Origin of the sequence: Flavobacterium hydrophilum, from assembly GCF_003202405.1 — a bacterium.
In the GTDB taxonomy this organism is placed as follows: Bacteria; Bacteroidota; Bacteroidia; order Flavobacteriales; family Flavobacteriaceae; genus Flavobacterium; species Flavobacterium hydrophilum.
This window is the reverse complement of record NZ_QJHL01000003.1, coordinates 150552-171782: the sequence shown is the minus strand read 5'-3', so window position 1 is coordinate 171782 and position 21231 is coordinate 150552. Positions and strand designations below refer to the sequence as shown.

19 protein-coding genes are annotated in these 21231 nt (G+C 34.5%); 13 read left to right on the top strand and 6 right to left on the bottom strand.

The features are described 5' to 3' along the window. Positions 1–10 precede the first annotated feature (10 nt). A complete protein-coding gene (gene panC, locus DMB68_RS13875; RefSeq protein WP_110347279.1) occupies positions 11–889 on the bottom strand; it encodes a pantoate--beta-alanine ligase in 879 nt (292 codons plus the stop codon). A gap of 78 nt (positions 890–967) precedes the next feature. On the opposite strand from panC, the gene DMB68_RS13870 reads away from it, so the two are divergent. From DMB68_RS13870 to bioD, 13 genes are all read left to right on the top strand, one after another. Further along, positions 968–1774, top strand: a complete 807-nt coding sequence (locus DMB68_RS13870; RefSeq protein WP_110347278.1) for a glycogen/starch synthase — start codon at positions 968–970, stop codon at positions 1772–1774. Between the two features lie 21 nt (positions 1775–1795). Continuing rightward, positions 1796–3490, top strand: coding sequence for a DUF4270 domain-containing protein (locus tag DMB68_RS13865; protein WP_110347277.1), 1695 nt, complete (start codon positions 1796–1798; stop codon positions 3488–3490). A 10-nt stretch (positions 3491–3500) separates the two neighbouring features. Continuing rightward, positions 3501–5348 carry a glutamine--fructose-6-phosphate transaminase (isomerizing) gene (gene glmS / locus DMB68_RS13860; protein ID WP_110347276.1) on the top strand — a complete coding sequence of 616 codons (1848 nt, stop codon included), beginning with the start codon at positions 3501–3503 and terminating at the stop codon, positions 5346–5348. Between the two features lie 294 nt (positions 5349–5642). Beyond that, positions 5643–8471, top strand: coding sequence for a TonB-dependent receptor domain-containing protein (locus DMB68_RS13855; RefSeq protein ID WP_110347275.1), 2829 nt, complete (start codon positions 5643–5645; stop codon positions 8469–8471). A 74-nt stretch (positions 8472–8545) separates the two neighbouring features. Further along, positions 8546–10081, top strand: coding sequence for an SGNH/GDSL hydrolase family protein (locus DMB68_RS13850; RefSeq protein WP_110347274.1), 1536 nt, complete (start codon positions 8546–8548; stop codon positions 10079–10081). A 237-nt stretch (positions 10082–10318) separates the two neighbouring features. Beyond that, positions 10319–11830 (top strand): F0F1 ATP synthase subunit beta, encoded by a 1512-nt coding sequence (gene atpD, locus DMB68_RS13845; protein WP_110347273.1) that lies wholly within the window; start codon positions 10319–10321, stop codon positions 11828–11830. A 67-nt stretch (positions 11831–11897) separates the two neighbouring features. Further along, on the top strand, positions 11898–12179 hold the full coding sequence (locus DMB68_RS13840; protein WP_110347272.1) for a F0F1 ATP synthase subunit epsilon: 282 nt from the start codon (positions 11898–11900) through the stop codon (positions 12177–12179). Positions 12180–12358: 179 nt separating this feature from the next. Beyond that, positions 12359–12994, top strand: coding sequence for an NAD(P)-dependent oxidoreductase (locus tag DMB68_RS13835; protein ID WP_110347271.1), 636 nt, complete (start codon positions 12359–12361; stop codon positions 12992–12994). Between the two features lie 75 nt (positions 12995–13069). Then, on the top strand, positions 13070–14206 hold the full coding sequence (locus DMB68_RS13830; protein WP_110347270.1) for an aminotransferase class I/II-fold pyridoxal phosphate-dependent enzyme: 1137 nt from the start codon (positions 13070–13072) through the stop codon (positions 14204–14206). A gap of 200 nt (positions 14207–14406) precedes the next feature. Next, positions 14407–15270, top strand: coding sequence for a TraB/GumN family protein (locus tag DMB68_RS13825; RefSeq protein WP_110347269.1), 864 nt, complete (start codon positions 14407–14409; stop codon positions 15268–15270). A gap of 7 nt (positions 15271–15277) precedes the next feature. Beyond that, the gene (locus DMB68_RS13820; RefSeq protein ID WP_110347268.1) at positions 15278–15781 is read left to right on the top strand and encodes an RNA polymerase sigma factor; all 504 of its coding nucleotides are present in this window, start codon (positions 15278–15280) and stop codon (positions 15779–15781) included. Beyond that, complete coding sequence (locus DMB68_RS13815; protein ID WP_110347267.1) at positions 15771–16385, top strand: hypothetical protein; 615 nt, start codon at positions 15771–15773, stop codon at positions 16383–16385. Before DMB68_RS13820 ends, DMB68_RS13815 begins: the two co-directional genes overlap by 11 nt. A 167-nt stretch (positions 16386–16552) precedes the next feature. Continuing rightward, complete coding sequence (bioD, locus tag DMB68_RS13810) at positions 16553–17170, top strand: dethiobiotin synthase (protein WP_110347266.1); 618 nt, start codon at positions 16553–16555, stop codon at positions 17168–17170. Between the two features lie 204 nt (positions 17171–17374). Here bioD and DMB68_RS13805 read toward each other — a convergent pair whose 3' ends face one another. The 5 genes from DMB68_RS13805 to DMB68_RS13785 all read right to left on the bottom strand — a co-directional run bounded on the left by DMB68_RS13805 (position 17375) and on the right by DMB68_RS13785 (position 21229). After that, positions 17375–18013: a thymidylate synthase gene (locus DMB68_RS13805; RefSeq protein WP_110347582.1), complete on the bottom strand. Its 639-nt coding sequence runs from the start codon at positions 18011–18013 to the stop codon at positions 17375–17377. 190 nt (positions 18014–18203) lie between these two features. Continuing rightward, positions 18204–18395, bottom strand: coding sequence for a hypothetical protein (locus DMB68_RS13800; RefSeq protein WP_110347265.1), 192 nt, complete (start codon positions 18393–18395; stop codon positions 18204–18206). A 29-nt stretch (positions 18396–18424) separates the two neighbouring features. After that, positions 18425–20611: a leucine-rich repeat domain-containing protein gene (locus DMB68_RS13795; protein ID WP_110347264.1), complete on the bottom strand. Its 2187-nt coding sequence runs from the start codon at positions 20609–20611 to the stop codon at positions 18425–18427. Between the two features lie 2 nt (positions 20612–20613). Continuing rightward, entirely contained in the window at positions 20614–20826 is a 213-nt protein-coding gene (locus DMB68_RS13790; RefSeq protein ID WP_110347263.1) for a hypothetical protein, read from the bottom strand. Between the two features lie 13 nt (positions 20827–20839). After that, positions 20840–21229, bottom strand: a complete 390-nt coding sequence (locus DMB68_RS13785; RefSeq protein ID WP_110347262.1) for a hypothetical protein — start codon at positions 21227–21229, stop codon at positions 20840–20842. Between the last annotated feature and the right edge of the window lie 2 nt (positions 21230–21231).

Sequence of the window (21231 nt, the reverse complement as noted above, 5' to 3'; positions counted from 1 at the left end):
CAAAGGTAAATTAATTTAATGAAATGGTATCAATGAGCCTTATAGAATTAACAAATACCGCTATAAATGCACGGTATTTTTTATCATTAATTTTATGCTCTATGGGTAATAATGTCGATTCGTCAGCAATTACAAAATATTCGAGGTCAAATCTTTTATTGTTCCTAAAGGAATTTTCTACAAATTCAACAGTATCCTGAGGGCTTTTTGTATTGAATATTTCTTTTGCTTCAGTTAAGGTTTTATAAATAATGGCCGCTTCTTTTCGCTCTTCATGAGTTAAACGTTCATTTCGGGAACTCATTGCCAATTGGTTTTCTTCTCTAAAAATAGGACAACCCACCACATGGACCGGCAAATTATTTTTTTCGACCATTTTTTTTACGATCTGCAATTGCTGAAAATCTTTCTCTCCAAAATAAGCATTTGTAGGTGAAACAATTTCAAACAACCGCTTAACGATAGTTCCGACACCATTAAAATGCCCAGGCCTGAATTTTCCTTCCATTTGATTTTCTAACCCATCAAAATCAAAAGATTGTGAAATTGTCTGTCCTTCATAAATGTCATCAACAGAAGGCGCATATAATATCATTTTATCACTTAAACCACGCATTTTTCTCACATCTTCTTCCAGTGTGCGAGGATATTTTTCGAGATCTTCAGGATTATTAAATTGAGTAGGATTTACAAAAATACTCACAACAGTATCGTCATTTTCTTTAAGCGAACGTTGCATTAAAGCCAGATGCCCTTGGTGTAAAGCGCCCATAGTTGGTACAAATCCTATAGTCGAATTTGCTGTTTTGATAGTTTTTAAATAGGCTATCAGGGCTACTTTGCCGTAGAAAATATGCATGGCGGTATTATTAAAATTTAGTGCAAACATAATATATTAGTTAATAACTGCATAAATTTTTGTAATTTTGCATCGTTTTTATTACCAAAAATTAAGTAAAATACTATTATGAAAGAGAAGAGGATATTATATGTATCATCTGAAGTCGTGCCTTATTTGGCTGAAAATGAGGTTTCATTAATGTCTTATGACGTGCCTAAAATGATAAATGATCAGGGCGGTCAGATAAGAATTTTCATGCCAAGATATGGAAACATTAACGAAAGAAGACATCAATTACACGAAGTAATCAGGCTTTCAGGGATGAATTTGGTAGTGAACGACTTAGATATGCCCCTGATTATCAAAGTAGCATCAATTCCTAAAGAAAGAATTCAGGTCTATTTTATTGACAATGATGAATATTTCAAGCGTAAAGCAACTTTTGCTGATGAAGAAGGCATATTATATCCGGACAATGACGAAAGAGCCATCTTTTTTGCAAAAGGTGTTGTTGAAACTGTAAAAAAACTGAATTGGGTTCCGGATATTATTCATGTTCATGGTTGGCTGGCAGCTATGCTTCCAATTTACATGAAACATTATTATAAAAACGAAGCTTTGTTTTCTGAAACTAAAATTGTAACCTCGGTTTACGGTCAGTCCTTTGATGAAAATCTGGATTTAGAAATGATCAACAAAGTAAAATTTGATGGCGTTCCTCACGAATCAGTTGCAGATTTAGAGACACCTAATTATGAAAATATTCTAAAAGCCAGCATCTTGCACTCTGATGCAGTCATTATTGCATCTGAAAATGTATCTCCAAGTTTAACAAAATTTATAGAATCTTCAGGAAAACCTTTTTTACCTTTCGCCACGAAAGATGCATTCGCAGAAGCGTATACAAATTTCTACAGAACAATGGGGCTTTAAATTTTAACATTATTACTAAACATGTATAATACTTCTTTTTTTAAGAAAATTCTTTTAATAGCAGCAGTTGCTGTTTTTTATTCCTGTGATAAAGAGTTCAATGCTATTGGTGACGATTTAATTGGTGAAAATCATTTTGACCTAAAAGCAGAAGACTATAATGTTACTGCTTATAATCAAAAAGTCACTCCGGTTGCTGCTAATAATTTACCAGTAAATGCATTAGGTATATATGACAATCCTGTTTTTGGTAAAACAGTTGCAAACTTTAATACTCAGGTTGCTTTAGAGAGTTATGCTCCTACATTTGGTGAAGGAGTAGTTATTGACAGTGTAACCTTAAACATTCCTTATTTTAGCACTGCAAAATCTATTGATGCCCAAGGAGTAACAACTTATGAATTGGATTCTATTTATGGCCCTGAAACCGGAATGATTAAATTAAGTGTTTACGAATCCGGTATTTTTCTAAATAATTATAATGCGAACAACTACGACATCAGTAAGTTTTATAATACAGACAGAAATGCTGATTTCCAGACAAAATCCGAAGAATTTCCTACTGGAAGATTAAATAATTCAGCAAATAAGTCTGAAAATGACAACTTCTTTTTTAATTCAAAAGAAATAAAAGAAACAACACCAAAAACAGAAACTGCTGCCGAAGTTATTAAAAGAATCAAACCTGAAATGCGTCTGCATTTGAACAAAGACTTTTTTAAAACCAAAATATTTGATGCTCCGGCCAGTAAATTAGCTTCTGATGATGTGTTTAAAAACTATTTTAAGGGATTATATTTCAAAGTAGAAAAATCAACTCAAAGCTCTACAACTAGAATGGCAATGATGAATTTTAGAGGAGGGAAAATAAATATTTTTTATAAACAAAAAACTGCCGACACTAAAGATGCTGAAACCGCAATGGATTCAAAAACCCTGATTTTAAATTTAGGAAGCACTACAAGCACTACAAGTGTAAACACGGTAAGTCTTTTAGGAGAAGAAAGCACACCTACATCTGGCGATTACACAACTGCAACTGCAAACGATGTTACCCCAGACGAAAGATTATATCTAAAAGGAGGTCAGGGATCAATGGCGGTAATTGAGCTTTTTGATAAAACTGATTTAGGAAGATACGATGCCAATGGGGATTGGGAAACTAAACCCAACAATGTATCTGATGAATTAGACGAAATCAGAAATAACGTTACCTCTAAAAATTGGCTTGCTAACGAAGCTAATTTAGTATTTACTATTGATTCTGAAAAAATGGCCGGCGCACCGGAGCCAGGAAGAATCTATTTGTATGATTTGACAAACAATACTGTTCTTACTGATTATACTGCAGATCGTACATCAAGTCTTAATGGGGATCCCAAAAAAAACAGAACCGTTTTTAACGGTATCATCAATATAGATGCAACAAGCAAGAGAGGCACTACTTATAAAATAAGAATTACAAATCATATTCGAAATCTTATTAAAAATGCTGATGTTGCCAACGTAAAATTAGGCTTAGTTGTTACCGAAGATATAAATATTATAACTTCAGGCAGATTAGACCAAACTAAAATCAATGTTGGAAGCGTAATATCTGCTGTACCAACGGCATCAGTAATGAATTCTTTAGGTACCGTTTTATATGGAAGTAATCTTCCTGATAATGATACTAAAAGATTAAAACTTGAAATTTACTACACGAAACCAAATTAAAAAATAACATATGTGTGGAATTGTTGGATATATAGGGCACAGAGAGGCTTATCCTATTGTTATCAAAGGATTAAAGCGCCTCGAATACAGAGGATATGATAGTGCTGGCGTAATGTTATACGACCAGGAAAACATCAAACTTTGCAAAACCAAAGGAAAAGTTTCGGATCTTGAAGAGAAAGCAAAAATAGATTTCACAAGCAACGGAACTATCGGAATTGGTCACACACGCTGGGCAACTCATGGAGTTCCTAACGATGTAAACTCTCACCCTCATGTTTCAAACTCTGGAGAGTTAGTCATTATTCACAATGGAATTATTGAAAACTACGCCCCTCTTAAAGAAGAATTAATTAAAAGAGGATACAGTTTTAAATCGGATACAGATACCGAAGTTTTAGTAAATCTGATTGAAGAAGTTCAAAAAAAGGAAAATATTAAACTTGGAAAAGCTGTGCAAATTGCTTTAAATCAGGTTATCGGCGCATATGCAATTGCTGTTTTTGACAAAAAAAATCCAGATGAAATCGTTGCTGCAAGATTAGGAAGCCCACTAGCTATTGGTGTTGGAGAAGATGAATTTTTTATAGCTTCTGACGCTTCACCTTTCATTGAATATACCTCAAATGCAATTTACCTTGAAGATGGTGAAATGGCAAATATAAGATTGCACAAGCCTCTTAAAATAAGAAAAATAAAAGATGATTCATTAGTTGATCCTTACATACAGGAACTTCAAATGAACTTGGAACAAATTGAAAAAGGTGGCTACGATCATTTCATGCTTAAAGAGATTTACGAGCAGCCAAGTGTAATTAAAGACACCTACAGAGGAAGGCTTCATGCAAATGAGGGAATTGTTCAGATGGCTGGTGTTGAAGATAATATTGAAAAATTCCTGAATGCAAACAGAATTCTAATTGTTGCATGCGGAACTTCATGGCACGCAGGTTTAGTAGCAGAATATATTTTTGAAGAATTTACCCGTATTCCTGTTGAAGTAGAATATGCCTCTGAATTTAGATACAGAAATCCAATCATAAATAAAAATGACGTTGTTATCGCTATTTCCCAATCTGGAGAAACAGCAGATACAATGGCTGCCATTAAATTAGCAAAAGAAAATGGTGCTTTTGTATTTGGGGTTTGCAATGTTGTTGGATCATCAATTTCAAGAGAAAGTCATGCTGGTGCTTACACCCATGCAGGGCCTGAAATTGGAGTAGCCTCCACTAAAGCTTTTACAACTCAGATTACAGTTTTAACCATGATCGCTTTGAGGTTAGGAAAAGCGAAAGGAACTTTATCAAACACAGACTTCCATACGTTTTTACAAGAACTGGAAATAATTCCTGAAAAAGTAGCAGAAGCATTAGAAACAAACGAAAGAGCAAAAGAAATTGCTGCCGCTTTTAAAGATGCACCAAACTGTTTGTATTTAGGACGTGGCTATAATTTTCCTGTAGCTCTTGAAGGCGCATTAAAACTAAAAGAGATATCATACATTCACGCAGAAGGATATCCTGCTGCAGAAATGAAACATGGACCAATTGCCTTAATTGACGAGCAAATGCCAGTTATTATTATTGCTCCTAAACAAGGTCATTATGACAAAATTGTAAGCAACATTCAGGAAATCAAATCCAGAAGCGGTAAAATTATTGCTGTAGTTACTAAGGGTGATACTCAGGTACGCGAATTAGCAGATTATGTTATAGAAATTCCGGAAACTTCTGATGCCTTGTCTCCATTAATTACTACAATTCCTTTACAGCTTTTATCGTATCATATTGCTGTAATGAGAGGCTGCAATGTAGATCAGCCACGTAACCTTGCGAAATCGGTTACAGTAGAATAATATAATAAAAGCATAAATTAAAAGCGGGATTTACATCCCGCTTTTTTTATTGATAAATATTTTTACTAATTATTGAATTTTTAAGATAAATGCAGTTTTTCTCTTAAAATTATTATGTATGCATACTATTTAGTTTCATTCACAAGAATTTGTTGATTTATATTTAATAAAAACACATATGGAATAGTGAAAATAAAGCGCTTAATTGTGATAAATATTAATTTTTTTTAACGTTTTTTTATTAATATCAAAATTATTTGTATTTTGGCTATACGAACTAACAAAAAACTACCAATGAGAGCATATTTACTAATTATGTTGTTTATCAGTGGATTATCTTTTTCACAAAGTACCATTACCGGAACTGTTACAGACAGCAAGAAACAATCAATCCCCGGGGCCAATATTAATGTCGTAGGAAGTTCAACCGGATCCTCTACAGACTTTGATGGGACGTTTAAATTAAACACTACATCAAAACCTCCTTTTACTATTAAAGTATCCGCTGTAGGTTTCGAAACTAAAACTATTAATATTACATCGGCAAATCAAAATGTAAATATAGTTTTGAATGAAGAAGAAACTAAACTTGATGAAATAGTTGTTTCAGCATCCCGAACACCGGAACGCATCTTAGAATCTCCTGTAACCATTGAAAGAATGGGAATTCAGGATATTAAAAAAACCGCTTCTCCCTCTTTTTATGATGGTCTTGAAAATTTAAAAGAGGTACAAATGAATACCAGTAGTATGACTTTTAAATCCGTAAACACAAGAGGATTTGCCACAGTAGCCAACACGCGTTTCCTCCAGTTAGTGGACGGAATGGACAACTCATCCCCTCTTTTAAATTTCGTTTTAGGGAATATGATTGGAGTATCTGAGGTTGACGTACAAAGTGTTGAATTACTACCAGGTGCTTCATCTGCATTATATGGCGCTAATGCTTTTAACGGAATTCTGTTTATGAATAGCAAAAGCCCATTTACCCATCAGGGAGTTTCGGCTTATTTCAAATACGGAACGACTTCTCAGGATGCAGCCGGAACAAATAGTTATTACGACTTGGGAATACGATTCGCACACGCTTTTAACAAATATTTTGCCGCTAAAGCAAATTTTACCTACATGGAAGCCACAGATTGGTATGCAACGGATTATAATGACAAAACAATAGCAGGCATAGACAGAACAAACCCAAATTATGACGGTATAAACGTTTATGGAGACGAAGCCACCACGAATATTAAAGGAGTAGGACAAAGATTAGCAGCATTGGGCATAATACCTGCCGGAGCAGTTAATCTTTTGCCAAACAGCAATGTCAGCAGAACAGGTTACAATGAAACGGACCTTACAAATAACAAAGCCGGAAACACGAAAATCGATTTTTCTTTTCACGGAAGACCTTTTGGGGATGAAAGATTAGAAATTATCTGGCAAAGTAAGTTTGGTTTTGGTAACGCAGTATATCAGGGAGCCAATAGATATTACTTAAATGATTTTTTTATGCAGCAGCATAAATTAGAATTTAAAGGAAAGAATTTTTTCTTAAGAGGATACATGACCACAGAAGATGGCGGACATTCATACGACATGGTTTTTACCGGAATCAATGTTAACAGAAAATGGAAAGATGACAACACCTGGTTTGGACAGTATGCAGGTGCGTACATACAGGGAACTTTAGGAGGCATGACACCTCAACAAGCCCACGCCACAGCAAGAGCAACTGCTGATACCGGACGTTTTTTACCCGGAACACCTGAATTCCAAAACGCATTTAATCAGGTAATAGCCGACGAAAGCGTGCTTACAGGATCAAAATTGGTAGACAACTCAAAAATTTACCATTCAGATGCTAATTATAACTTTAAAGACCTTATCAAAATTGCCGAAATTCAGGTAGGTGGATCTTATAGATTATACGAGTTAAATTCTCATGGAAGAATCTACACTGATGCAGACGGACCAATCAGTTATAACGAATATGGTGCTTATACGCAATTAACAAAAAGATTTCTTGATGATCGATTAAAATTTACAGGTTCTATTCGTTACGATAAATCTAAAAACTTTGACGGAAACTACTCTCCAAGATTATCTCTTGTATATTCAGGAGGAGAAAAGAAAAACCATAATTTCAGAGGATCGTTCCAGACAGGTTTCAGAAACCCTACTACGCAGGATCAGTATATAGGTTTCAATATTGGTAGAGCAGTATTAATAGGCTCTGCTCCGGATAACCTAACCAGATTTAGCGAAACTTTTACCCTGAGTGCAGAAGGACAAGGCTATAACGCCGGTCCAACCAAAATTATGACAGGAGAAGATGCTTATAACAACTCGTACCTTGCGAGTTCAGTTGAAGCATTTAGCGCAATGGCAGGAAGCAACCCAGTAGCCGCAGCAGCATTGTTAAAGAAAACAAGAGCCAATTTTGTAAAACCGGAACAGGTAAAAGCTTTTGAATTGGGATACCGTTCTATTTTTGAAGATATTTCAATAGATATTAACGGATACTATAATATTTACAATGATTTCATTGGCAACCTTAACGTTGTTTCTACTTATTACGGAACAGCTCAGGACAGTCCCAATTTAGCCGGAGGTCCTGCTGACCCAGGATTTCAATCTGTACGTGGTTTAATAAATGGAGAATACAGAGCTTATCAGATTTATACAAATTCAAATGTAGAAATTCATTCGCTTGGATTTGGCATAGGACTTTCAAAAAAAATAATTGCTGATTTTGAATTGGGATTAAATTATAATTACGCGCAGTTTGATTTTGACCAGTCAAAAGACCCAAGTTTTGAAGCCGGTTTTAACACTCCAAAACACAGATTTAAAGCTTCAATCGGAAATCAGAAATTATTTGAAAATTTCGGCTTTAATGTCAGCGCAAGATGGAACAGCGAATACGAGTGGGAATCAACTTTTGCTGACGGAACAATTGAATCGGCTACAGTAATTGATGCACAAATTAATTATGCAATGCCTAAATTAAAATCGACATTCAAATTAGGCGCTTCAAATATTGGAGGAAAAGAATATACACAAGTAATTGGTGCAGGATCAATCGGTCAGCAATACTTTGCTTCCTGGACTATTAATCCATAATTAAAAATTACAAAACCAACACATTATTTTACTTGTTCAACCTTTGGCAAGCAATAATTTAAAATATATAAATTATGATAAAAAATTTCAAATGGCTGTTATTGGTTTCTTTAGCCTTTGCAGCTTGTAACAGTGATGATGAAACTGTAAAAGACAACAACTCATCTGATGGACTACCCTTAACTTCTGGTTCGGCAGATTTCTCAAAATATGTAGCTCTGGGAGATTCTTTTGCAGCAGGTTTTAGTGACAACGCACTTTTCATTAAAGGTCAGGAAGGAGCATATCCGAATATTATAGCACAACAATTTGCTTTAGTTGGAGGTGGAGACTTTAAGACACCTTATGCAAATGATAATATCGGTGGATTGCTATTAGGTGGTAATGTAATCACCGCGCCACGTTTGTATTTTGATACGACTACCAGTACTCCTGTTTCTGTTGTAGGAACACCAACAACAGAAGTTACGGCACACCTGTCAGGAACATTTAACAATTTAGGAGTGCCTGGCGCTAAAAGTTTTCATTTGCTGGCACCTGGTTATGGTAGTGTCGCAGGAATAACTGCGGGAACAGCAAATCCTTATTTTGCCCGTTTTGCTTCAAGTGCTACGACTACAGTTTTAGCAGATGCTTTAAGCCAGAATCCCACTTTCTTCTCTTTATGGATTGGAGGAAATGATGAATTAGGATACGCAACTGCTGGTGGAGATCCAGCGGTAAATCCTTTAACGCCTGCCGCAACTTTTGATGCAGCCTACAAAGGTTTAGTCGCACAGCTTGTTGCCGGTGGAAGAAAAGGAGTTGTGGCTAATTTACCCGTTATTACAACTCTCCCTCATTTTCATGTTATTGCTTACAATCAACTAACTCAGGCTAATTTAAGTTCTGGCGGAGTTAGCTTGGTTAATACACTGAATGCACAATTGTACGGGCCGCTACATAACGCTTTGGTCTTTTTAGGGCAAGGAAACAGAATTAATCTTTTGAATACAACAGGAAATAATCCGTTATTAATTGTAGACGAAACTTTACCCGATCTTTCAGCAAATTTAAAAGCAGTTTTAATGGGTGGAGGATTAGATGCTACTACTGCTACAGTTATGGGACAGATTTTTGGAAGAGCCAGACAGGCATTGCCTACAGATTTAATTTGTTTAGGTGCATCTTCCAGAATTGGAAAAGTGCCAAATGTTCCGGCTGACGGAATTGCTTCGCCTTCTCCATCATTATCACAATTGGGAGTTACTTTTCCTTTGCCGGACAGATATGTCTTACTTCCTACTGAAGTGGCAGAAATTGGAGTTGCTACAGCGGCTTATAATGCAACTATAAAAACTGCTGCTGAAACAAATGGTTTGGCAATTGTTGATGCAGAGTCAATCATGGCTGATCTAAACAAACCTAATGGAATTTCAATGAATAACTTTACATTAAAAGCAACATTTGTTACTGGCGGTATGTTTTCTTTAGACGGAATCCACCCTACTCCAAGAGGATATGCTTTTATTGCAAATAAATTCATTGAAGCAATTAATACCAAGTATGGTTCAAATTTAAAAGGAGTAGATATTGGTAATTATCAAGTTCTATTTCCAAAACAATTATAATAAAGCCAATTTTTTTAGTAGAAAAAGCCACTAGTTTTTATAACGCAGTGGTTTTTTTATTAATGGTAAATTTTAAATTATTAGATATTTGAATTCATCGTTTTAAGAGTCTAACAAAAAACTACGTATTTTTTATAAAAAAAATATTGATTTTATATTTTAAAAATTTATCTTTGCGCTCTGAAAAAAGAGGTATTTTCGATAAACCTAAATAGCTATTTAATAAACACATAAGTAATGTCAAAAGTAATAGGAAAAGTTGCTCAAATCATTGGACCAGTAGTTGATGTAGTTTTCAACGGTAAAGATGTTGAACTTCCAAAAATTTATGACTCGTTAGAAGTCACTAAAAAAGATGGAACATTATTAGTTCTAGAAGTACAATCTCACATTGGAGAAAACACTGTGCGTACCATTTCCATGGACTCAACAGATGGTTTGTCCAGAGGATATGAGGTAGTTGGTACAGGAAACCCAATCCAAATGCCAATCGGTCCGGATGTATACGGAAGATTATTTAATGTTGTTGGAGATGCCATTGATGGTTTAGGCGAGTTGCCTAAAACTGGAGAAAACGGTTTGCCAATTCACAGACAAGCTCCAAAATTTGAAGATTTATCAACTTCATCTGAAGTTTTATTCACAGGTATTAAAGTAATTGATTTGATCGAGCCTTACGCAAAAGGAGGTAAAATTGGATTGTTTGGTGGTGCCGGAGTTGGTAAAACAGTATTGATTCAGGAGTTGATTAACAATATCGCAAAAGGTCACGGTGGACTTTCAGTATTCGCAGGAGTAGGAGAAAGAACACGTGAAGGAAATGACTTACTTCGTGAGATGTTAGAGTCAGGAATTATTAAATACGGTGAAGATTTCATGCACTCTATGGAAAATGGAGGATGGGATTTATCTAAAGTAGATATGCCAGGAATGAGAGAGTCTAAAGCTACTTTCGTTTTCGGACAAATGAATGAGCCACCTGGAGCTCGTGCACGTGTGGCACTTTCAGGATTATCTATCGCTGAATACTTCCGTGACGGAGCTGGATCAGACCAAGGAAAAGATGTACTATTCTTCGTTGATAACATCTTCCGTTTTACACAAGCAGGTTCTGAGGTATCAGCACTTTTAGGACGTATGCCTTCTGCAGTTGGTTACCAACCAACTTTAGCAACAGAGATGGGTGCTATGCAAGAGCGTATTACATCTACAAACAAAGGATCCATTACATCTGTACAGGCGGTTTACGTTCCTGCGGATGACTTAACTGACCCGGCACCAGCAACAACGTTTGCTCACTTAGACGCTACAACTGTATTGTCTCGTAAAATTGCTGAGTTAGGTATCTATCCTGCAGTTGACCCATTAGATTCAACTTCAAGAATTTTAACTCCTCAAATCTTAGGAAATGAGCACTACGACTGTGCCCAAAGAGTAAAAGAAATTCTTCAAAAATACAAACAATTACAAGATATCATCGCAATCTTAGGTATGGAAGAGTTATCTGAAGAAGATAAACTTTCTGTATCAAGAGCTCGTCGTGTTCAACGTTTCTTGTCTCAACCTTTCCACGTAGCAGAGCAATTTACAGGTATCCCGGGAGTTTTAGTAGATATTAAAGATACTATCAAAGGTTTCAACATGATCATCGACGGTGAATTAGATCACCTTCCGGAAGCGGCTTTCAACCTGAAAGGTTCTATTCAGGATGCAATCGAAGCTGGAGAAAAAATGTTGGCTGAAGCTTAATATAATTATGAATTATGAGTTTCTGCTCACTTATAACTCATAATTTATAACTCATAACTCAAAAAATATGATTTTAGAAATAGTATCACCAGAAGCAAAATTATTTTCAGGAGAAGTAACATCTGTTACATTACCTGGAGTTGATGGAAGCTTTCAAATATTGAATCATCACGCTCCTATTGTTTCTATTCTAGAAAAAGGAACTATAAAAATTGTGGCACCAAGCTTCAATTTTTCTAAAGAAGTTGCGGGTAAATTCACGAAAGTAAATGACCAGACTTACACTTTAGATATCGCGTCAGGTACTATCGAAATGAAAGACAATAAAATAATTGTTTTAGCAGACTAAGACAGTTTTGAATAATTTTTAAAAAGCCAGACATTATGTTTGGCTTTTTTTATATTTTTGAATTATTAAAATCTCTTTATAAAATATTGATTTTGATAAAAGCTCAGTTAGCTTTTATTATTTCGCTTTATCGGCCAATAAAGTGAGAATTATTTATGTCAAATTTTATAGAGAAATATATGAAAAATATAAAAATTGCCGTTTTGGGCGGCAGTGGAAGAACTGGAAAATATCTTGTAAACCAGTTATTAAATGAAGGATTCAGCATCAAACTTCTGCTAAGAAAACCTGAAAATTTTACAATTAAAAATTCACAAATAGAAATCATCAAAGGCGATGCTATTGATGAAAAATCTATTCGTTTATTACTTGAAGGATGTCATGTCGTAATGAGTACTATTGGGCAACGCCCGGGAGAACCTATGGTTGCCAGCAACGCAACAAAAAACATTCTTAAAACAATGAAGATTTACAATATCAAGAGGTATATTTTATTAGCAGGTTTAAATATTGACACTCCTTTTGACAAGAAAAGCGAGAAAACAATTTTGGCAACAAACTGGATGAAAACAAATTATCCCGAAATCCAGAAAGACCGGCAATTAACTTATGATCTTTTGACTGAGTGTAATACTGAATGGACACAGGTAAGAGTTCCATTTATAGAATTTACAGATGAAAGCGCTGAACTCTTAGTTAGTTTAGAAGATTGTTTGGGTGAAAAAATTAGCGCACATGATATTGCCGATTTTATGGTTAAGGAAATGATGAATCCAAAATTTATCAGAAAATCACCTTTTATAAGTACTATTTAAAACCAGATTTTAGAACAGCGGGCGATTAACCCGCTGTTTATTCATTATTGACTTCAATTTCATAACTTTGCTTTTATGAAATTACCCGAAAATCTTATCCAGAAGCTTGAAACCCGAAAGCAAAATAACGCGTTAAGACAATTACCCAGTTTTAATAACCGTGTTGATTTTTCTTCAAATGACTATATTGGATTTTCAAGATCTGAATCTATTTTCAAATTAGCACACCATTATTTAATCGAAAATGAGATTATTCAGAATGGCGCAACAGGTTCCCGTCTAATTTCAGGAAACCATTCACTATATCAAATTACAGAATCATTTATAGCTGAATTTCATGACGCAGAAACAGCTTTAATTTTTAATTCGGGCTACGATGCCAATGTTGGTTTTTTTAGCGCTGTGCCGCAGCGAAATGATGTTATTTTATATGACGAATTAAGTCATGCTTCTATTCGGGATGGAATTTCAATGTCGAATGCCAAATCCTATAAATTCAATCATAACGATTTTGAAGATTTAGAGCGTCTAATCATAAAATTCCCAGACACCAATATCTATATAGTTACTGAAACCGTTTTTTCCATGGATGGTGACAGCCCAAATCTGGAAGAATTAGTTGAACTTTCAGAAAAGCACAATTGCTATTTGGTTGTTGATGAAGCACACACTCTTGGTGTTTTTGGCGAAAAAGGAGAAGGTTTGGTCCAATACCTAAGCTTGCATAATCGAATTTTTGCCCGAATAATGACTTTCGGAAAAGGATTAGGATGCCATGGTGCTGTTGTTTTAGGAAGCATCGAGCTTAAAGAATATCTCGTAAACTTTGCCCGAAGCTTTATTTATACTACCGGATTATCTCCTCATTCTGTCTCTACAATTTTAGTGGCGTATCAGCATTTGGAAATTGAAAAAGCAACAATTGAAAAACTACGTCAAAATATTGTATTCTTTAATCAGCAGAAAAATTTGTTAGGCCTAAAACCAATGTTTGTCCGCAGTAAATCAGCCATTCAATCGGCCATTATTCCCGGTAATGAAAATGTGAAACACATAGCCCAGCAATTACAGGATAAAGGTTTTGATGTAAAACCAATTCTTTCTCCAACAGTTCCGGAAGGTCAGGAACGTCTTCGTTTTTGTATCCACAGTTATAATTCTGAAGAAGAAATTAATCAGGTTTTAGAACTTCTCAGGGATTTTGTTTTTTAATCTAATTTCTATTTCAAAAATCCATAATTCATCTTTTCTTTCTGTACATTTTTATTATCTACCCTTTTTTATAAAGACCTATACTTTTCACACGTATCAAAAAAACATAATTTCTTGTAACGTTTTGACTATTCTATTACTTACAATTCGGAATCAAAATAAAAAGGGTTTCTTTCATCAACTTAAATCAAATCAACTAAATGAAAAATCCAATCAAATTATTATTATCAGTAGTTGTATTTACTTTTAATTTATCAGCTCAAGCACAAACAAAATCTCCAAAATTAGAAAATTCACTTTTGTGGGAAGTTTCAGGAAACGGATTATCAAAACCTTCTTATCTGTACGGAACTATACACATGATCTGTTCAGCGGATTATTTTCTTTCTGAAAAAGCAAAAAAAGCATTCGAAGCTTCTGAAAAATTAGTTTTAGAAATTAATCTTTCTGATCCTAACGAAATCGCAGAAGTACAAAAATCAGCAATGGGAAAAGAACCGCTAAGCAAAAGTTTAAATCCGGAACAGTTAGCAAAATTAGATGCAATTCTGAAAAAAAGCACCGGCATGACCATTCAGCAGGTTGACGCCTTTAGTTTAATTACCGTAATAAGTCTGATCGCAATGAAAACTTTTGACTGTAATGATTTGAAATTTTATGAAATGGAATTTATCGAAAGTGCCAAAAAGAGAAATTTAGGCATTATTGGATTGGAAACAGCAAAATTTCAATTTAAAGCACTGGAAAATGCTTTTTCTAATGAAGAAATAATCAATATGCTTGAAGCATCAGATGCAGTTGAAACGAAAGAATTGGTTGCAGCTTATAAACTGGAAAATCTAAATACTTTATACCAAAACACAACCGCTGAAAAAGTAATGAATGCTAAAGCTCAAAAAATTATGCTCGAGGAAAGAAATATAAACTGGACAAAAATACTGCCGGAAATGATGAAAAAAGAGCCCTTATTTGTAGCAGTTGGTTCAGGACATCTGGCTGGTGATTTTGGCATTATTAATTTGTTGAGAAAAGCAGGGTATACGATTAAACCAATAATGAACTAAAACGGTTTTGAAAGAAAAAGAACAACAGTTTTTAATCCGTATAGAAAATCACAAGGGAATCTTGTACAAAGTTTCAAAGATGTACATGGACAACCATGATGATCAGCAGGATCTTTTTCAGGAGATTGTCTGTCAGCTTTGGAAATCGTACGATACTTTTAGAAACGAAAGTCAGTTTTCGACCTGGATGTATCGCGTAGCAGTCAATACAGCTATCGTTTTCCTAAAAAAAGAAAAACGTAAAGTTGACAGATGTGAAATTGCTTCAGAAAACATTAAAGATGATGAAGGCGACTCGCATATAAAGGAAAGTCAGATTGATCATTTTTATAAAGCAGTTCAGAAACTGGAAAAAATTGACAAAGCCATAATATTCTATCAGCTTGAAGGCTTCTCACATAAAGAAATTGGAGAAAATTTTGGGATTTCTGAAGGTAATGCCAGAGTTAAATTAAACAGGGCAAAAGAAAAATTAAAAGAAATAATTAAAAATCAGGGATATGGATTTTAACGATATACAAAACGCATGGAATAACGAAAATACCGAAAATGTCGTTCTTCCAAACAACTTGGAAAAAATACAAGCCGTAAATACGCCATTAGACAGAATCAGAAAAAATTTGAAAAATGAATTTATTTATCAAATTTTTTCAATTGTATTGGTTGGGTTTGTTCCTTTAATGTACGGTTTTCCCGAAAAAATGACAATTTTATATTACCTGCTTTTTAGTTTTTATGTGGCGGTATGTGCGTATTATTTATTTAAATTTTATGTTTTTTACAAAAGATTAAGCTCAATTACCTTAAAAACAAAAGACAATTTGTATGAAACTTATTTCGATATAAGATTAAATATGGAGTTATACAAAACCTTTGGATTTGCATTAACACCATTTCTAATTTTGTATTTGATAAGTTTTCTTTATTTTGAATTCTCTAAAATTCCAGGTTTTATCTCAAAAGAATTTACTAATTATCAATTAATCTCGTTGTTTTCGATTGTGGTTTTCAGTATGCTTTTCATGGGAATTATTTTAGAATGGTGGGTTCATAAATTCTACGGAAAATATGCCAAAGAAATTAGAAAAGTAATCGACGAATTGAAAGAAGAATAAATCAGAACCCATCGTACTTGATGGGTTTGTTATTTTATTGGTATTTTTGCATAAATTATCACACAGAGATACACAAAGTAAAAACGCAAAATTGCACAAAGTATAACTATTTCTTTTTCGTGAATCTTTGTGCCTTCTTTGTGAATCTCTTTGAAATAACAAAACCCATGAAACTATTTATAACAGGTATTTCTACAGATGTAGGCAAAACAATTGCTTCTTCTATTATTGTCGAAGCTTTAGAAGCCGATTACTGGAAACCAATTCAGGCAGGCGATCTTGACAATTCAGATACTCATAAAGTAAAATCCCGAATTTCAAATTCTAAATCACAATTTTACCCAAATGCTTATGAATTAAACACACCGGCGAGCCCTCATCTTGCAGCAGAAATAGATGACGTTACAATAGATTTAAAAGAAATTCAGGAGCCAAAGACTAATAATCACTTGGTAATTGAAGGAGCAGGCGGAATTTTTGTTCCGTTAAACGAAAAAGACACTATTATCGATTTGATTCAACCGGACTATAAAATCATTGTGGTTTCAAGACATTATTTGGGAAGCATTAATCATACACTATTGACCATTGAGGCAATTCAGAATCGCGGGTTTCTGGTTTCCGGAATTATATTTAGCGGAAGCGAAAACAAATCGACAGAAAGTTTGATTCTGAACAAAACCGGAATTAAATGCATCGGAAGAATTGATGAAGAACCGTATTTTGACCAAAATGTAATCAAAGAATACGCCGATTTGTTTCGGGAGAATCTTTTAAAACTGTAAAATGTATTTTGTAAAAAATAAAATGCATCTTATAATCGCAAAAATGAAATGTACACAAATTTAAATTGAAATGTACATTTTTTTAGTAAAAATAGATACATTTACAGAGCGTAAAGGAAGCGATATTCTGGAAGAAACATGTTCTTCAATAAAAAGCCTAATCATGTATTTGATTAGGCTTTTTAATTACCATTTAAACACCATTTAACCAACGTTTAAATTAAACTTAACCTCACCGCCATTAAGTAAATTATTAGTATTCTCAATGTTGTTTTTATAAATGTGAACATTTCCCAGAAACAATGTGATGCTTTTCAATTGTATATCAATTTTCTTCGATATAAGGTACAAATGATAAATATCGGAGGGTAAGCCTAAGTTTGCATCAGAACTACGCTGATATGCGCTAATTACAAGTTTACCGTTATCGATTTGAAACTGTATCAAACTTAAACAAGGCTGTTGGTTGCTCTCGGTGTCGTTAGAACCAAGAAAAAGCACATAATTTTTAGACGTTCGTTTCTCTCTGTTAATCTTTTCAATTAGTTTTGGAAGCTTTTCAAAGTAAGTCGGATAGCTATTAACCAAAATAGGTCCGCAATAATCCCACCATGAAACACCAATTTCCCTGTACGCTTCCGTTGAGCGTTCGCCCTTCATAAACAATAGCAACTCATCTTTCAACTTCTTTTTTGCTACCGCATGACCTTCGAACAGTTCTAGTAAATCGATTGGTTTTAGTTCTAACTTTTCATTTAGCAAAGAAGTGTTTGAGCCTTTTTTATTCTTTTTTTCTTTACCTTTTACAAGGATTTTGTTTAAAATTTGATGATACTTATTCATTTTTGATTTTGATTGATGATTGATGATTGCTACATTTGCACCTCTCAGGATAATTTTACAAAATAGCAAAGCCACCATAAGAAGACTTATTGTCCTCCAACGGTGGCTTTGTGCTAAATTAAATTACCCTGAGAAAGTATTAATTTGTTGGAGGGCTTTTTTTATTCCTGCCCTCCTTTGGAATTTCTTACTACTCCGTTTTACCTGGTAGAATTTTTGAAATACTTGGCAATACTGCTGACAGTACCAAACCAATTAATTTAATTCTATTGATTGTCACCAGTGACAATCCTACTTCTTGTAAAAGATCGAACTTAGTTTCAATAAAGCCTGTTAAGACAATTAAAACGCTCACGATTACGGCAATTGTTGTTTTATTCATATAAAAATTATTAAGGATTTATTATTTAATTAAGGTGTTATTGTCCAGCCTTTCGCAGATACTCCTGTATCTGTAGCTGTACCGGTTACTGTATTCGTATTACCGTCAGCCCCAAATTGTCTACCACTACCAGAAGGCAAACTCGAAATCCAAGCTGTATCTGTATTCCAACTGGAAGTTGTTATATCGTTATTCGATAATATCAAACTTTCTAAGGTTGCAGGCATTGGTGAGGTTGGATTAAATGAAGTCAAACTGCATCCGTAGAAACTTAATGTAACTAGACTATCCGGTATACTATCTGGATCAAATGAGGTAATTGGATTACCATCTATATAAAGCTCCGTAGCATCATTCCAGCCTTTTATATTAAATCCAATAGCCTGACTATCCTGAAAATTCATAAATATAATTCCAGAAGTATCTTCTTTTGATAACTTAATAGTATTTCCAGTAACAGATGCGCTATCGAAAGTATAAGCATTAGCTTTAGTGGCTAAATAAGTATTCCATTGATCTACATCATTTATATCTGAGATACCAAAACTAGATGCGGAAGTGTTAATATCTGAAAAAGTTAATTCTACAAAGTCAGACTCTTTTCTAACTACCGCTAAAACATAATTATCTCCCGATATTGGTAAATGATAAAAGTCTCCATTTTTCAAACCCGCGGCAATAGCGGCCGTATTTGTAGCGTATTCTCCTTTTACCATATCTTCAATAGTAGCTAACGTGTAGTCACCTTCAACTGTTTTAGTAGGTATATTAATATTGTAAATAGCGGTTAAAGCCTCTGGAAAATGCAATTCCACGCCCCCACCATTGACATGATCGTCTACACTTAACTCTATTTTACCTTCATCCAAAACTACTCTACTGCTTTTATCCGTTGCTGAATTTTCCATGCGTACAATCTCATTAGATACAAGTAAAGCACTTTCTTTACTATCTTCTATTCCATCAGTTATAGTTACAGCAAAATATCTATCGTTTGGTGTACCTCCTAATATTCCAAGATAACTAGCTCCTTCATCTACTTCGGCATAGCCTCCAACATCTAAAACTTGCTGTAAATCTTGAGACCCGCCTGTAATATCGTCCGTAGTAGCAATAGTATAAGTACCCTCTGCCTTCGTGGGGAATTTTAGAATAACATTTTCTGTAGGGTGTTCAAATTCTACTCTAGTTGACTTTGCAGTGATCTTGTCCTGTTGTTCTATTTGTATTACACCGTTTATAATACTTATTTCTCCTCCTAAATCAGAAGTTTCCCCAAAAAAGTCTATTCTTGCATCGATAGCATCAGCCCCTACAACTAATCCAGCCTCTTTATGAAAATCCGTATCATTGCTAAGACTAGAGTAAACTCCATTACTATTATTCAAAACATCTTGTAGAGTACCCCCACCGCCTGAAATATCCTCTGTAGTAACTAAAGTGTAATTACCGTCTGGTTTTTCAGGTAGTTTAAAAGTAGCTACTCCCTCTGTGGTTTTAGTAAGGTCTAACATGTTCGATCTTGTTATCGAATATACAGGCTTAAAATATACATAACCATTAGCGCTTACGCCCAACTCAACATCAGTATCATAATTTCTAACAGCACTTTGACCCGCTGTAAAATAGCTTTGTTGATTTGACGAATCCGTCAAATTGATAGCTTTATTGACTGCGGTATCATTGTTCCATAATATATTATCCAATGTAAGCTCATCCGCAGTGGCTAGAGTATAGCTACCTTCTGGTTTAGCAGGCAAAATATAATTATTATTTGCTGTTAGATCAGCTATACTTAGATTAGACGTAAAACCATGATACTCCTTTCTCATAAAAGGATTGCCATTGCTCACAATGAAAGAACCTCTAACAATATTACCAGTCAAATAACTTGTACCGTTTAAGCTGGTACCTTGAACGCCATCGTTCGCAAATAAACTAAGGGCAGTACTATTTACGCCACTACCGCTTATTAATGTCCCAGAACTTCCATTATTTAAAACACTTTGCAAATCCTGAGAACCTCCACTACCTCCAAACTCGCTACGAGGTACATATTTTACAATTTTATCAGCTCCACGCACTAAGACTGAATCTGACTTTGTTACACTTGCCGGAACCGTATTCAGTTCTAACGGCTTCGCAATATATGTCGTTGATTGTGCCGAAATATTGAGTGTGACGGCTAACACTAAGAATAAGAATAGTTTTTTCATTGTTATTTATTGTCTTTAATGATTAATTCAGAGGTTTCAGTCTCAGTTGTATTTGTTCTTATTTTTTCAATGGTAAATTCTCCATTATTCAAACTGATAACAGCTTTCAAATTTGGATCGGATGCATCCGTAATTGTCAATGCTGACTTTTCAACTTGCTTTTGAAGTTGTGAGACTGTAGTCTCTAAGATTTTAATTCTTTTTTTAGGTTTCATATATTAATTAGATTTATTCGTAAGATGATTTGAGCTGATCGTTATCGCCAGTCCAACTACCACTAACAAAGGAATTTTCAACAATTCCTAAGCAGTAATCACCTGGTTCTTTTTCGCTTTCATTTGCATTACCTTCAGCTTTAAAAACAAGGAATTGACCAAAAGGGATAATTCGTGTTTTAGCAAACAATCCTGCGTGTGCATTTTCATCCGTTAAGTGATTATCAAACGCCTCCTTATCAGCTTTATCGTTTAAAATTTCTTCAATTTGGGTAATGGATGTTATTGGAATCTTTTCGTTTTTATGCCAATAACTTTCAAACCAAGCCCAAAACTGCTCTTGTGTTGGCACGTCTCCGGTTTCATACCAGCTTTTAAGTATATTTATATCAGTTGCTGCCATAT

Coding starts and splice junctions, on each gene's coding strand:
- panC (WP_110347279.1), bottom strand. CDS start 889: ATGTTTGCACTAAATTTTAATAATACCGCCATGCATATTTTCTACGGC.
- DMB68_RS13870 (WP_110347278.1), top strand. CDS start 968: ATGAAAGAGAAGAGGATATTATATGTATCATCTGAAGTCGTGCCTTAT.
- DMB68_RS13865 (WP_110347277.1), top strand. CDS start 1,796: ATGTATAATACTTCTTTTTTTAAGAAAATTCTTTTAATAGCAGCAGTT.
- glmS (WP_110347276.1), top strand. CDS start 3,501: ATGTGTGGAATTGTTGGATATATAGGGCACAGAGAGGCTTATCCTATT.
- DMB68_RS13855 (WP_110347275.1), top strand. CDS start 5,643: ATGAGAGCATATTTACTAATTATGTTGTTTATCAGTGGATTATCTTTT.
- DMB68_RS13850 (WP_110347274.1), top strand. CDS start 8,546: ATGATAAAAAATTTCAAATGGCTGTTATTGGTTTCTTTAGCCTTTGCA.
- atpD (WP_110347273.1), top strand. CDS start 10,319: ATGTCAAAAGTAATAGGAAAAGTTGCTCAAATCATTGGACCAGTAGTT.
- DMB68_RS13840 (WP_110347272.1), top strand. CDS start 11,898: ATGATTTTAGAAATAGTATCACCAGAAGCAAAATTATTTTCAGGAGAA.
- DMB68_RS13835 (WP_110347271.1), top strand. CDS start 12,359: ATGAAAAATATAAAAATTGCCGTTTTGGGCGGCAGTGGAAGAACTGGA.
- DMB68_RS13830 (WP_110347270.1), top strand. CDS start 13,070: ATGAAATTACCCGAAAATCTTATCCAGAAGCTTGAAACCCGAAAGCAA.
- DMB68_RS13825 (WP_110347269.1), top strand. CDS start 14,407: ATGAAAAATCCAATCAAATTATTATTATCAGTAGTTGTATTTACTTTT.
- DMB68_RS13815 (WP_110347267.1), top strand. CDS start 15,771: ATGGATTTTAACGATATACAAAACGCATGGAATAACGAAAATACCGAA.
- bioD (WP_110347266.1), top strand. CDS start 16,553: ATGAAACTATTTATAACAGGTATTTCTACAGATGTAGGCAAAACAATT.
- DMB68_RS13805 (WP_110347582.1), bottom strand. CDS start 18,013: ATGAATAAGTATCATCAAATTTTAAACAAAATCCTTGTAAAAGGTAAA.
- DMB68_RS13800 (WP_110347265.1), bottom strand. CDS start 18,395: ATGAATAAAACAACAATTGCCGTAATCGTGAGCGTTTTAATTGTCTTA.
- DMB68_RS13795 (WP_110347264.1), bottom strand. CDS start 20,611: ATGAAAAAACTATTCTTATTCTTAGTGTTAGCCGTCACACTCAATATT.
- DMB68_RS13790 (WP_110347263.1), bottom strand. CDS start 20,826: ATGAAACCTAAAAAAAGAATTAAAATCTTAGAGACTACAGTCTCACAA.
- DMB68_RS13785 (WP_110347262.1), bottom strand. CDS start 21,229: ATGGCAGCAACTGATATAAATATACTTAAAAGCTGGTATGAAACCGGA.